The sequence below is a fragment of the Mycolicibacterium holsaticum DSM 44478 = JCM 12374 genome (assembly GCF_019645835.1).
GTDB classification, from domain to species: domain Bacteria; phylum Actinomycetota; class Actinomycetes; order Mycobacteriales; family Mycobacteriaceae; genus Mycobacterium; species Mycobacterium holsaticum.
This window is the reverse complement of record NZ_CP080998.1, coordinates 719087-732050: the sequence shown is the minus strand read 5'-3', so window position 1 is coordinate 732050 and position 12964 is coordinate 719087. Positions and strand designations below refer to the sequence as shown.

Below are 12964 nucleotides of genomic sequence, written 5' to 3'. Positions count from 1 at the left end.
CGCTGAAGCCGGGCGCCCCGCCCGAAATGCCGGTCAGTTACTGGTTGCCAGCTCCGGCGCGTCGAGGATCTCGCGGACGAAACGCCCGCTCGCCGCCGCGTAGCATCCGATCGCGACGATCTGGGCCACCGGCACGATCAGCAGGGCCCGCCCCAGCGACATCACGCCCATGTCGGCCGTCAGCGCGTCGCTGATGACACCGGTCAGAAACGGACCGGCGCTTCCGATGATGGCGCCGAAGAAGAGGAACACCGCGGACGCTGTCGCGCGCTGCTCGACGCGCACCAGCCGCTGAATGGCCGCGATCGACGGTGCCATGTAGGCCGTGCCGATCACGTAGCTCATCGCGATGAACAAGATGCACAGCGCCCGGTCCTGCACCACGAACGCCAGCGCCGAAAACGGCAGCAGCGCAGCGATCATCACCCCTACCAGCCAGAGCAACCAGCGAGGATCCCTGGCCGACAGGCGGTCAGCGATCCGGCCGACGACCAGCAGGCCGACGATCCCGGTCAGGCCGCTCGCCACCCCGTACTGCACGCCGACCTCGCCCAGCGACATTCCGCGGGTCCGCACCAGATACGCAGGCGCGAACGCCGTCAGCGAGTAACCCGCGAACGAGACACATGCCCCTCCCCCGACGATCAGCAGAAACGCCGGCTTCTTCAGCAGGTCCCACGGGTTAGCCGCGGGCGCCCCGTGCTGCGCCGGCTCCGAAGGCATCGTCTGGCGACGGCCCAGAACCAGCAGCACCAACGGTGCGAACAGCACGCTGATGGCACCCATCACCACGAAAGTCGTTCGCCAGCCCAGTGACTGGGCCAGCAAGCCACCGCCGACCAGGCTTGCCGCACTGGTCAGCGGGATGGCCAACGTGATGACGGCCAACGGGGCCGCGCGCCGTTCCGGCGCGAAATTGCGGGCCACGTAGGCATGTGCGGCCGGGGTGCTGCCCGCTTCTCCTATCGCGACGCCCACGCGGGTGAGCACCAGCTGGAACCCGGACTGCACCGCGCCGCCCAGCATCGTCATCGCGCCCCACAGGGTCAGACACACCGAGATCACCAGACCGAACGCGCCCCGGTCGGCGATCCGGGCGATCGCGATGCCGAGCACGGCATACACGACGAGAAAGCCGAAGCCGTTGATGACGCCGATCATCGTGTCCGACAACACCAGCTCTTGTTTGATCGGCTCGGCCAGCACGGCCGGCAAGAACCGGTCGGCGTAGTTCAGCGTGCCGACGATCGCGAGCAGCACCACCGCTGCCCACGCGCGTGGGGGCTCATGGCGTTGAAGCATCCAAGGAGGGTCGCACGATTGGCCGAACGCCACATGTGGTGTAGAAGGAAGCAATGGCCGAAGCAGGATTCTGGATCGCTTGGGGGATTCCCACGCCCGGGCGTGAGCCGCAGGCGCTCGCACTGCTGCGGGAGACGACCGGCTACCTCGACCGGTTGGCGCAAGAGGGCAAGTTCGAGCGCTTCGACGTCGCCATCCTCAAACCGCAGAGCACCGAACTGGGTGGCTTCATCCTTATCCAGGGCTCGGCGGCGCAGATCGACGCACTGCGCCGCGACGACGACTTCCAGGTCTGGTTGAACCGGGCGCAGCTGTTCGCCGACCGGGTCGGCATGGTGGACGCCTGGGTCAACGAGGGCCTCAGCGAGGCCACCGACCTCTACGAACAGGCGCTGCGCGAGGCCGGCATCACGCCCTAGTGGATGGCGGTGCCCGCTATTTCTGCCGTCCACGGTGCGATCACCTCGACAATCATTGCTCGTCGATTCCGGTGTCGGCTAAAAGCCCATCAAGATCATGACCACAGGGTCTGATGAGGTTTATGAGACATTTGCCTCTTTTGCTGTGATCATTGTCCGGGTTCGCTTTAATGCCTGTAGCGCAAATCTCTCGGGGGAGAAGTAACTGGAGGGTGAGTTCATGGCAGCCGCAGCTCAGATCGGCCGCGTCGGGGGACTGGCCGTCGCCCTGGGCGTCGGAACGGCAATCGCCACCGGCCACGGGGTGGCGCTGGCCGACGAAGGAGCCGGATCGACCGCTTCGACGTCGTCGGAACAGAGCACGTCGACCACGTCCGCCACCGAGACGTCCGAGACCACCGACACGTCACGGAGCACCGAGAAGCCCTCGCAGAACGAAGAGACGACCGACGACGCTCCCGCGACCACGACCGGCGTCGTGCAGGCCCAGACCAATACCGGCACTGGGGTCGAGACCGAGGACCCCGAGGCCGAGGACCCGGACACCGACACCGACACCGACACCGACACCGACACCGACGAAGTAGACGAAGAAGAACCGCCTGCGGTCTCCGAGACGCCGGACCCTGAGCCGACCGAATCCGAGGAGCCGGCGCAGTCCGAGAACCCGCCCGCCACCGACGATGACCCGACGCCCAAGCCCTCGTCGCACTCGACGAAGTCCAGCAGCACGGCGGCGCAAACCACCGTGACCACATCGGCGCGCACAGTGGAAACGCTCGACGAGCCGTCCGCACCGGTTCGCAGCACCGCGGCGGTCGCCCAGTTCGTCGACGCGCGCGTGCTGGCCGCGGCCTCCCCGATGATGATGTCGCCCAAGATGGCCGCACTGTCCGCCGAGGTCACCGAGGTCCAGTCGGTGGACTCGGCGCCCAAACCGCAGGAAGATCTGCTCGCTGCGGTGACCACCGTGGTCTCCAGCGTCGTGAACTGGGTGCTGAACCCGCTCGCGGGCACCGCGCCGACCGCACCCACCCAGCCGGTGTTCATGTGGGGCCTGCTCGCGTTCGCACGCCGCGAGTTCGAGACCTTCCTCACCGGGTTGAGCGGCCAGACGTCGACGGAATCGACGCTGCCCGCCCAAACCACCACCAGCCTTGCCCTGGCCGCCGTGGCCGCCAACCCGAGACCGCGCTTTCCGACGCCCGGTCAACAGTTCAGCGCGTCCACCAAGTTCGTGGACTGGGTGACCGGTAACTATCCGACGAACAACACCGCCGACCGGTTCGGCGTGTACGGCACCGACGTCGGCGTCATGTGGGACAACGGCATGGTCGACGACCCGTCGACCCCGTACAACGAGCACCAGATCCTCATCGCGGTCGGCGACACGTTCAGCGGCCCCAACATGTCCGGGATATGGCGGCTCAACACGCTGTTCCGCAGTTCTGACTACGACCTTGCCGACGGTATGACGATTCCCGACGGAGAATGGTTCAACGGCAACATGTTCGGCGGCGCACCGCTGTCGAACCCGACGTTCGCCAGGCAGATCATTCACCCCGCACCCGGGCTGCCGACCGGGGTGACGCTCATTCCGACCGCGGGCATCGCCCTTCCGACCCCGGGCACCCAGTTCGGGGTCACCCAGTACGTCAGCTTCATGTCGGTGTCGCAGTGGGGTTCGCCGGGGCGCTGGACCACGAACTACTCGGCGATCGCGTACTCGACGGACAACGGCGAAAACTGGACCGTCGCACCGACTTCCGTGCGCTATAACGACCCGTGGAGCGGGCAGAAGAACTTCCAGCAGTCGGCTTTCGTCCGCGGCGACGACGGCTACGTCTACATGTACGGCACCCCCAACGGCCGCCAAGGCGCCGCGTACCTGTCCCGCGTCGCCGAGAAGGACATCCTGGACGTCAGCAAGTACGAGTACTACAGCGCCGGAAAGAAGAGCTGGTTCTCGAGCACTCCGGCCGGCTGGTACAAGAACGATCCCGGCAAGGCCACCCCGGTGTTCGGGGTGGACAAGGGCGCCTGCGGAGTCGCCAAGGTCGGTAACCAGGTCAGCGAGATGTCGGTGCAGTACAACGAACATCTGGGCAAGTACGTCGTGCTGCACGGCGACCAGTTCAACAACATCGTGATGCGCACAGCCGACCGCCCGGAAGGCACGTGGTCGAGCGCGAAGGTGTTGATGAGCCAGCAGAACGGCGGCATCTACGCGCCGATGATGCATCCGTGGTCACCGTCCACCCAGGGCACCGGCTCGGAGCTGTACTGGAACCTGTCGCTGTGGTCGGAATACAACGTGATGCTGATGAGCACCGATCTCGACAAGGTGTAGTCCGGTGCGTGGCAACGTAATCGCATTCGTGGCGGCGGCGACCCTGCTGTCGGCGCCTGCCGTCGCGGCCGCCGACCCCGCCGTGCCGCAACCGGACAGCCCCTGCCCGGCCGAGCTGTCCGACGTCGCGACCGTCGCACCGGGTGCCACCATGCCGCTGACCTGTCGCGACGGCCGGTGGCAGTCCGTCGCCACCCCGCAACCGCCGAACGACAGGTGGTTGAGCTACGGGCCGGAGATCACGCTGCGTGGACAAGGTAGGCGCAACCCCGAAGTCGCCTCGGGCGATTGGACGGCAACCCCGCAGGATTCGGAAAGCCGCTGTCGCGCGGTGCTGTCGGAGGTGGTGAGCGCCGGCGTGGTCGGCGCGCCTGAGGCGGCAGAGGGCGAACCGGGGGCACCGCTCTCGATCACCGTGCCGCCCAGGATGTTCGAGGCCGACCTGAGTGGGAACTGCCTGTGGGAAAAGGCGGATTAGTTCACTGGCGCGTCGAGAATCGGATGGTTGACGCCGGCGTTCGGAGCGTCGAAGTGCCACCACTCTCCCGAATACACCGAAAGCCCACCGGCTTTCATCGCCTCGCGTAACCGGGCCCGGTTTCGCTGGGCGGCCGCGCTGACGCCGTCGGTCGCATACGCGTTGGCGCGCGTCGTGAACTCGTCGAAGCCGGTGCCCATGTCGACGTAGGCGCCGTCGCGCGCCAATGTGACGTCGACCGACAGACCGGCTTCATGGCTGCGCGCGTAGGGTCCTGGCCGCGCCACCCAACCAGAGTCCGATACCGCCTCATACATCCGCACCTGCACATCGTGGGGCCGGTAACAGTCCCAGAACACCAGCACGTCGGGGCGCAGCGCTTGAGCCGCCGTCGCAAGACCCGCGGCGATCGACTCGTGCACCAGACAGCGCGCGTCGCTCGGGTACAGCTGTTCGCCGACGAAGTTGTCCGGTGTGGCGTAGCGCAGGTCGATGACCGCATCCGGGACGACCGTGCGCACATCGACCAGACCCGCTGCCCTTGCCGCATCCGATACCGGCGGCACCGGGGAGGCGAGCGCGACCGCGGGCGTCGCGCACCACGCAAACGCCACGAACAGGCCCGCCACGATCCTCTTCGCCGCGTTGCGGTAGTGCTGCACTACGCTGGCCCGCTTTCCTTCCGGATCGAGCATCGAGGTGTCAGCGCGATTTTCGAGGAGACCGACATGAGCCTTGCTGCCACCGACCGTCGTCTGCCCACCGTGTTCGAGGCGAAACTACCCCAACTCGACTACGTAAACGCACCGGGATCGAGTTCGACGTCGGCTGAGCATCTGCCTAGCGGCGGCGCACATCCGGCCTACACTGCGAGCGTGCGCGACGTACTCGACCAGCTGCTGTCGGTGTGGAAGGCCGGCGGAACCGCGGGCGTGGCAACCGTCGTGCGCACGATCCGGTCGGCACCGCGCGAACCCGGCGCCGCGATGATCGTCGCTCCCGACGGCTCGGTCGCGGGCTCGGTGTCGGGCGGCTGCGTGGAGGCCGCGGTGTACGAGCTGGCCAACGAGGTCGTCGCCTCGGGCCGGCCGGAACTGCAGCGCTACGGCGTCAGCGACGACGACGCGTTCGCGGTCGGGCTCACCTGCGGCGGCATCATCGACATCTTCGCCGAGCCGATGTCGCGCGACACCTTCCCGCAGCTGCAGGAGATCGCCGACGACATCGCCGCGCACCGCCCGACGGCCGTCGCGACCGTCATCGCCCACCCCGACCCGCAGGTGGTCGGTCGCCGGCTGGTCGTCGGACCGGACGCGGCCGACGGGACGTTGGGTTCGGCGCGCGCCGACGCCGCGGTCACCGACGACGCACGTGGGCTGCTCGCCGCGGGGCGCACGACCGTGCTGTCCTACGGCCCCGACGGTCAGCGTCAGGAAACCGGGATGGAGGTGTTCGTCGCCAGCCACGCCCCGCGCCCCCGGATGCTGATCTTCGGTGCGATCGACTTCGCCAGCGCGCTCGCCCAACAGGCCGCACTGCTCGGCTACCGGGTGACGGTGTGCGACGCACGGCCGGTGTTCGCGACGCCGGCCCGCTTCCCCGCCGCCGACGAAGTCGTCGTGAAATGGCCCGACCGCTACCTGGCCGAGCAGGCCGAGCAGGGCGCCATCGACGCGCGGACGGCGATCTGTGTGCTCACCCACGATCCCAAGTTCGACGTGCCGGTGCTGCAGGTGGCGCTGCGGTTGCCCGAGGTCGGCTACATCGGGGTGATGGGGTCGCGACGCACCCACGACGATCGGACAGCCCGGCTACGCGAGGCCGGGCTGACCGACGCCGAGTTATGCCGACTGGCCAGTCCGATCGGGCTGGATCTGGGTGCGCGCACACCCGAGGAGACCGCAGTGTCGATCGCCGCGGAGCTCATCGCCCGGCGGTGGGGCGGCGGCGGTCGCCCGCTGACCGAGACGAGCGGCCGGATCCACCGCGACGGATGAGACAACTCATCCGATAATGTCGTTCTCCACTTCCGGCATTTCGTTTACCGAAGTAGGATAACGACACTCTCAAGCGGTCGGATTGGAGCGATAGCCGTGGCGTCCCCTACAGGTGGAACGGTCGCGACGCGGTATGCGGGCACCCGCATGGCGCGTCTGGAAGACAATCGACTTCTCACAGGTCACGGCACCTTTGTCGACGATGTGATGCGGCCGGGCATGCTGCACGCGTGCTTTGTGCGCAGCCCGTTCGCCCGGGCACGCATCCAGGGCATCGACGCATCGGCCGCGCTGGCCATGCCGGGTGTGCATGCGGTGTTCACCGCGTCCGACCTCAACCCCGACGTGAAGGAAGCCTGGCACGCGGTGGCGGGTAAGGACATGCCCGACACCCCGCGCCCGCCGCTGGCCGAGGGCGAGGCGAAGTTCGTCGGCGATCCCGTCGCGCTCGTCGTCGCCGACAGCCGCTACCTCGCCGAGGACGCCGTCGAGCGGGTGGACGTGGACTACGAACCGCTGCCCGCGGTCGCGGACTTCACCAAAGCAGTGGGCTCCGACGTGATCGTGCACGAGGCCTACCCCGACAACGTCGCGGGCGGCATGGGCGGCGCCCCGCCGGACGAGGAGACCTTCGCCAACGCCGCATACGTGGCCGAGGCCGACATCTATCAGCAGATCCATGCGCCGGTGCCGATCGAGACGCGCGGCCTGGTCGTCGAATGGGCGGCGTCCACCGGTGAGTTGACGATGTGGGCCTCCACGCAGGCGCCGCACGAGCTGCGGGCCTTCTGCGCCAGGCTGTTGGGCATCCCCGCGCAGAACGTCAGGGTCGTCATGCGCGACACCGGCGGCGCCTTCGGTCAGAAGGTCGTGCCGATGCGCGAGGACATGTGCATCATGTTGGCCGCCCGCAAGGTCACGGCCACCACGTCGAACGCGCGATCGGGCGTAGCGCTGAAGTGGATAGAGGACCGGCGCGAGAACCTGATGTCGGCCGGGCAGGCCCGCCACGTCGACGGCAAGGCGCGCATGGCGTTCGACGAGGACGGCAAGATCCTGGCCGCCGACATCGATTTCACCTACGACATCGGTGCCTACCCGACCCCGTATCCGGTGCTGACCACCGCCGCCGTCGGGATGTTCTTCCCGGGCCCGTACCGCGTCCCGAAAGCCAGCTTCAACTACAAGACCGTGTTCTCCAACACCGCGGGTCTGCACGCCTACCGTGGCCCGTGGCAGTACGAAACCCTGGCGCGTGAACTGCTTTTCGACATCGCCGCACGCCAGATGGACATGGATCCCGTCGAGCTGCGCCGGCGCAACATCCTTCGCGGTGACGAAATGCCGTACGTTAACCCCAACGGCATGCCGTACGACCATGTCGCGCCTGCGGACACCTTCGAACAGGCCGTGAAAATCCTTGACCACGAAGGCTTCCGCAAGGAGCAGGCCGATGCGCTGGCCGAGGGCCGCTACATCGGCCTCGGCTTCTCCGCCTACATCGAGCCGACGGGCGCCGCGACGGGGCACCTGGCCACCGAGGGTGCGACCATCCGGATGGAGCCGACCGGCAAGATCAACGTCTACGTCAACGGCGGGTCGACCGGTAACAGCCTGGAGACCACGGTCGTTCAGTTGACCGCCGACGCGCTGGGCGCAGACATCAACGACGTGTCGACCATCCAGGGTGACACCGCGGTGACCCCGTACGGCGCAGGCACCCAGGGCAGCCGCAGTGCGCCGATGACGGCGGGCGCTGTCAACGAGGCCGGCGCGATGCTGCGCGGCCAGATCCTGGCCATGGCCGCGCCGCGCCTGGAGGTCGACGAGTCCGAGCTGGAGCTGGTCGGCTCGCGCGCGGTGGTGCGCGACAACCCGGAAAAGAGCCTCAGCTACGCCGATCTCGCGTACCGCGCGTACTACGAGCCACAGCAATTGCCGCCGGGCGTGTCCGCATCGCTGGAGGCGACGGCGCGGTTCAACTCGCAGGCACCCATCCACTGGGCCAACGCCACGCACGTCTGCACATGCGAGGTCGATGTGCAGACCGGACGGGTCACGTTGACGCGCTACATCGTCAGCGAGGACGTCGGCCCGATGATCAACCCCAACGTCGTGGAGGGCCAGATCGCGGGCGGCACCGTGCAGGGCATCGGCGGTGCGCTGCTGGAGGAGATGGTCTACGACGACGACGGAAACCCGTTGTCGTCAACGTTCGTCGACTATCTGTTGCCGACCGCCACCGAGGTGCCGGCGATCGAGTACGGCCACGTCGAGATCCCCGGACCGGGCGTCGGCGGGTACAAGGGCTGCGGTGAAGGCGGTGCGATCGGCTCGACGCCCGCGGTGATCAACGCGATCAACGACGCGCTGGCCCCGCTGGGTGTGACGCTGACCCGGCTGCCTGCCAGCCCCGCCGCGATCGTCGACCTGGTCGAACAAGCCACGAAGTAAGGGAGAGAATGGAACTGAACAACGAGTTCCGCGTCGCGGTACCCGCCGCGAAGACGTGGGAGTTCCTCACCGACGTCGAACGCGTTGCGCCGTGCCTGCCGGGCGCGACCCTGCTTTCCGTCGACGGCGACGAGTTCACCGGAAAGGTCAAGGTCAAGGTCGGCCCGATCACCGTGTCGTATCAGGGCGAAGCGGCTTTCGCCGAAAAGGACGCGGCGGCACAGCGGATGGTGCTGAAGGCCAACGGCAAGGAAACCCGAGGCAACGGCAACGTCGCGGCCGTCATCACCGCACAGCTCAAGGACGACGGGGACGCGACCAGCGTGCTCATCAACACCGACCTGACCATCTCAGGCAAGGCCGCGCAGTTCGGTCGCGGCGTGCTCGCCGACGTGGCCGGGCACCTGATCGGACAGTTCGCGAACAGCCTGGAGTCCGAATTGCTCGGTGGTCCCGCACCTGCTCCGCAGGCACCCGCTACCGAAACCCCGAGCGCCACAACGGGTGCCGGCCGCGACGATGTCATCGATTCGGTGGCCCTGGTGAAGGCCGTCGCGCCGTCGGTGGCCAAGCGGTACGCACCGGTGGCCGCCGGGCTGGCGATGGGTGTGGTGATCGGCTTCCTCGTCGGCCGTCGCCGCAGGCACACCGCCCCCGCGGATGATCTGCAGGCCCTGTTGGCCAGGCTGGTCTCATGAAGCCCGCCCCGTTCGCCTACCACCGCCCCGCCTCGGTAACGGAGGCGGTGGAGTTGCTCACCGAGTACGGCGACGACGCGAAAGTCCTTGCCGGCGGCCAGAGCCTGGTGCCGATGCTGGCGATGCGGCTCACCCACTTCGAGAACCTCATCGACATCTCCAGGATCGAGGAGCTTCGCGGTATCGACCTGGTCGACGGCGCGGTGCGCATCGGGGCCGGCACACCGCACGCGTATGTCGGAATGGATGACGAAGTGGCGGAATCGGTTCCGCTGCTGACCTTGGCCACGCCACACATCGGCCACTTCCAGATCCGGACCAGGGGAACGCTTGGCGGGGCCATCGCGCACGCCGATCCCGCGGCCGAGTACGCGGCGGTGGCGGTGGCGCTGGACGCCCGGATGGACGTCACGTCGTCGCAGGGATCCCGCGAAATCGCCGCCAGGGACTTCTTCACCGGCCTGTGGGAGACGTCGCTGCGGCCCGCAGAGATTCTGACCGCCGTGCACTTCCCGGTCTGGGGCGCTCGCTCAGGTTTCGCGATGGAGGAGTTCGTGCGCAGGCACGGTGACTTCGCCATCGCGGGCGCGGCCGTCGCCGTCGAGCTCGATGACGCGGACCGGGTAACCCGCTGCGGCATCGGGCTGTTGGGCCTCGGTTCGACCCCGTTGCGCGGGACACCCGCCGAACAGGCCATCACCGGCCGGCCGGTCGGTGATATCAGCGTCGACGAGATCGGTGAACTAGCCCTCTCCGGTATCGACGACATCCCATCCGACCTGCAGGGGTCGGCCGCGTACCGAGCCAAGATCGGCGCCACGATGGTGGCGCGCGCCCTCTCGACTGCCATCACGGAGGCAACCAATGCATGAGCTGCCGGTCGAAATGACGGTCAACGGCCGCACCTACCGTGCGGTGGTGGAACCGCGCCTGACGCTCGCGGACTTCCTGCGCGAAAAGTGCGGTCTGACAGGCACGCATCTGGGCTGTGAACACGGCGCGTGTGGTGCGTGCACGGTACTTGTCGACGGTGACGCGGTCCGGTCGTGCCTGATCTTCGCCGTACAGGCCGAGGACACCGAGGTGACCACCGTCGAGGGCATCGCGGGCCCGGACGGTGAACTGTCACCGGTGCAGGCGGCGCTGAAGGAATGCCATGGACTGCAATGCGGTTTCTGCACTCCGGGTTTCGTCACGAGCATCACCGCGCTGCTGCGCGAGAACCCCAAGCCCACCGACGAGGAGATCCGGGAAGGGTTGTCGGGCAACTTCTGTCGGTGCACCGGGTATCAGGGCATCGTCAACGCCGTACACCGCGCCGCGGAGATGACCTAGCCGTCTTTTCCGCCGATGGTTAGGAAACGACGCCGCGCAGGCCGTCGGCGCCGAACAGCGGTTCGAGCATCGATGACATGTCCGGTCCGCGCCGCAGGCCGTGACCGCCGTCGACGTTGATCACCTGCCCGGTGATCCAAGCCGACGCGTCGCCGAGCAGAAACACCGCCGCGTTCGCGATGTCGTCGACCTCACCCACGCGCGGCAACGGCGTACACGAGGCGTAATCGGCGCTGATCTCCGGCGAGCTCAAGATGGGCTCGACCAGCTCGGTCCGGATCAGGCCGGGCCGGATGCAGTTGACCCGCACCCACGACGGGCCGAGTTCGTCGGCGGCCAGCATCATCAGATGGTCCACCGCGGACTTGCTCACGCCGTAGGCGCCGAACCACCGGTGGGTGTTGCTGGCCGCGATCGACGAGATGCCGACGAACGACCCGCCGCCGCCGCGCACCATCTCCCGCGCCGAGTGCTTGAGCACATACATGCTGCCGTTGACGTTGAGGTCCACCGTGCGCCGCCACGCCTCGGAGTCGATCTGGGTGATCGGGCCGATCGTCTCGCTGCCGCCGGCGCAGTGCACGACGCCATACAGTCGCCCGGTCCATGCCGTGGCGGCCTCCACCACGCGGGCCACTTCGTCCTCGTTGGTGACGTCGGCGGGTTCGTAGCGCACCGCACCGGTGCGGTCGGCGGAGAGTTCCTCGGCCGCGGCGGCCAACCGGTCGGCGTTGCGGCCGACGAGCATCGCGTTACCGCCCGCCGCTACCACCGCGGCGGCCACACCCTTGCCGATCCCGGTGCCACCACCGGTGACCAGTACTGTTCGACCCGCCAATGACACCGCACACTCCTTCGCTAAGCTAATTAGAACAGTTATACGTCACGGTTCGTCGCGGCGGGCGGGCTTCGGTGCGCCCAACGTGCGCCAGTCCGGAACGTTGGGCGGCAGCCCGACCGGATAGCGATTCTCGTTGTGCGCCGCCCAGTGCGCGTGCCCCAGTTCGTGAATGTGGAACGCATGGCGCAGGGCCTCGGTGAAGCCCATCGCGTCGGCTGCGGCGTTGACCGAATCCTTGACCAGCAGCGCCGCCATGGTAGGACGTTCGGCGATGCGCCTGGCGAATTGCAGCGTCTTGTCCTCGAGTTCGGCACGCGGGAACACCTTGGAAACCATGCCGAGGCGGTAGGCCTCCTCTGCATCGATCGAATCACCGGTCAGCAGAAGCTCTTTGGCCTTACGCGCACCGAATTCCCATGGGTGCGCATAATATTCGACGCCGGGCATGCCCATCCGGACGGCGACGACATCGCTGAACTTCGCGTCGTCGGAGGCGACGATCAGATCACACGCCCACACCAGCATCAGCCCCGCCGAGATCGCGTTGCCCTGCACCTGCGCGATGGTGATCTTGCGCAGATCCCGCCAGCGGCGGGTGTTTTCGAAGAAGAAGTGCCACTCCTGCAGATAGGTCCGCTCGGCGACCGCAGCGCGGGTGGCGCCGAGTGCCTGAAACGTCGGATGCTGATCTGGCCCCGGCTGGCGCTCGAGCATCGCCTCTTCAGAGCCGAGATCATGGCCTGCGGAGAAGTTCTTGCCCCGCGCGGCCAGGATCACCACTCGGACCTGGTCGTCGGCTTCCGCCCGGCCGAATGCCTCGTCCAATTGCACCAGCAATGTGCGCGACTGGGCGTTCTGCGCATCGGGCCGATTGAGCCAGATCCGCGCGATCTGGCCGTCCTCCAGTGTTTCGTACGTGACCTGCTGGGGCACATCCCCGCCAGCGGATTCCGTACTTGTCCTACCCGGGCTCGCCACCGCAGACCACCTCGCTCAGCTTCGTTCGACAGCGTGCACATTACGGTGCCTGCCGATCACTTCTGTCAGCGGTGCCGCAGCCATCTTCCAGCTGCTTCACAGCTCGACGAAC

At 67.5% G+C, this 12964-nt stretch carries 12 protein-coding genes; 8 read left to right on the top strand and 4 right to left on the bottom strand.

Annotated features, from left to right (window positions below; translation table 11 throughout):
- Positions 1–33: 33 nt before the first annotated feature.
- Complete coding sequence (locus tag K3U96_RS03595; protein WP_220692100.1) at positions 34–1302, bottom strand: spinster family MFS transporter; 1269 nt, start codon at positions 1300–1302, stop codon at positions 34–36.
- A gap of 53 nt (positions 1303–1355) precedes the next feature.
- On the opposite strand from K3U96_RS03595, the gene K3U96_RS03590 reads away from it, so the two are divergent.
- From K3U96_RS03590 to K3U96_RS03580, 3 genes are all read left to right on the top strand, one after another.
- A complete protein-coding gene (locus K3U96_RS03590; protein ID WP_069407281.1) occupies positions 1356–1721 on the top strand; it encodes a hypothetical protein in 366 nt (121 codons plus the stop codon).
- 220 nt (positions 1722–1941) lie between these two features.
- Positions 1942–4071, top strand: a complete 2130-nt coding sequence (locus tag K3U96_RS03585) for a glycoside hydrolase family 183 protein (RefSeq protein ID WP_220692099.1) — start codon at positions 1942–1944, stop codon at positions 4069–4071.
- A gap of 4 nt (positions 4072–4075) precedes the next feature.
- Positions 4076–4549: a hypothetical protein gene (locus K3U96_RS03580; protein WP_220692098.1), complete on the top strand. Its 474-nt coding sequence runs from the start codon at positions 4076–4078 to the stop codon at positions 4547–4549.
- On the opposite strand, the gene K3U96_RS03575 is transcribed toward K3U96_RS03580, so the two are convergent.
- The gene (locus tag K3U96_RS03575; RefSeq protein WP_220692097.1) at positions 4546–5244 is read right to left on the bottom strand and encodes a M15 family metallopeptidase; all 699 of its coding nucleotides are present in this window, start codon (positions 5242–5244) and stop codon (positions 4546–4548) included. The genes K3U96_RS03580 and K3U96_RS03575 overlap by 4 nt on opposite strands.
- A 180-nt stretch (positions 5245–5424) precedes the next feature.
- Between K3U96_RS03575 and K3U96_RS03570 the strand changes: the two genes are divergently transcribed.
- The 5 genes from K3U96_RS03570 to K3U96_RS03550 all read left to right on the top strand — a co-directional run bounded on the left by K3U96_RS03570 (position 5425) and on the right by K3U96_RS03550 (position 11033).
- Complete coding sequence (locus tag K3U96_RS03570) at positions 5425–6546, top strand: XdhC family protein (RefSeq protein ID WP_220693382.1); 1122 nt, start codon at positions 5425–5427, stop codon at positions 6544–6546.
- A gap of 147 nt (positions 6547–6693) precedes the next feature.
- Positions 6694–9000, top strand: coding sequence for a xanthine dehydrogenase family protein molybdopterin-binding subunit (locus K3U96_RS03565; protein ID WP_220692096.1), 2307 nt, complete (start codon positions 6694–6696; stop codon positions 8998–9000).
- Positions 9001–9008: 8 nt separating this feature from the next.
- Positions 9009–9698, top strand: a complete 690-nt coding sequence (locus K3U96_RS03560) for an SRPBCC family protein (protein ID WP_069407285.1) — start codon at positions 9009–9011, stop codon at positions 9696–9698.
- Positions 9695–10570, top strand: a complete 876-nt coding sequence (locus tag K3U96_RS03555; RefSeq protein ID WP_220692095.1) for an FAD binding domain-containing protein — start codon at positions 9695–9697, stop codon at positions 10568–10570. The genes K3U96_RS03560 and K3U96_RS03555 overlap by 4 nt, the downstream gene beginning before the upstream one ends.
- Positions 10563–11033, top strand: a complete 471-nt coding sequence (locus K3U96_RS03550) for a (2Fe-2S)-binding protein (RefSeq protein WP_220692094.1) — start codon at positions 10563–10565, stop codon at positions 11031–11033. Before K3U96_RS03555 ends, K3U96_RS03550 begins: the two co-directional genes overlap by 8 nt.
- 19 nt (positions 11034–11052) lie before the next feature.
- On the opposite strand, the gene K3U96_RS03545 is transcribed toward K3U96_RS03550, so the two are convergent.
- Both K3U96_RS03545 and K3U96_RS03540 read right to left on the bottom strand, forming a co-directional pair.
- Positions 11053–11877, bottom strand: a complete 825-nt coding sequence (locus tag K3U96_RS03545) for an SDR family oxidoreductase (protein ID WP_205870977.1) — start codon at positions 11875–11877, stop codon at positions 11053–11055.
- A 39-nt stretch (positions 11878–11916) separates the two neighbouring features.
- Positions 11917–12852, bottom strand: a complete 936-nt coding sequence (locus K3U96_RS03540; RefSeq protein ID WP_069404437.1) for an enoyl-CoA hydratase — start codon at positions 12850–12852, stop codon at positions 11917–11919.
- Positions 12853–12964: the final 112 nt, after the last annotated feature.

Coding starts and splice junctions, on each gene's coding strand:
- K3U96_RS03550 (WP_220692094.1), top strand. CDS start 10,563: ATGCATGAGCTGCCGGTCGAAATGACGGTCAACGGCCGCACCTACCGT.
- K3U96_RS03555 (WP_220692095.1), top strand. CDS start 9,695: ATGAAGCCCGCCCCGTTCGCCTACCACCGCCCCGCCTCGGTAACGGAG.
- K3U96_RS03565 (WP_220692096.1), top strand. CDS start 6,694: ATGGCGCGTCTGGAAGACAATCGACTTCTCACAGGTCACGGCACCTTT.
- K3U96_RS03575 (WP_220692097.1), bottom strand. CDS start 5,244: ATGCTCGATCCGGAAGGAAAGCGGGCCAGCGTAGTGCAGCACTACCGC.
- K3U96_RS03585 (WP_220692099.1), top strand. CDS start 1,942: ATGGCAGCCGCAGCTCAGATCGGCCGCGTCGGGGGACTGGCCGTCGCC.
- K3U96_RS03590 (WP_069407281.1), top strand. CDS start 1,356: ATGGCCGAAGCAGGATTCTGGATCGCTTGGGGGATTCCCACGCCCGGG.
- K3U96_RS03595 (WP_220692100.1), bottom strand. CDS start 1,302: ATGCTTCAACGCCATGAGCCCCCACGCGCGTGGGCAGCGGTGGTGCTG.
- K3U96_RS03560 (WP_069407285.1), top strand. CDS start 9,009: ATGGAACTGAACAACGAGTTCCGCGTCGCGGTACCCGCCGCGAAGACG.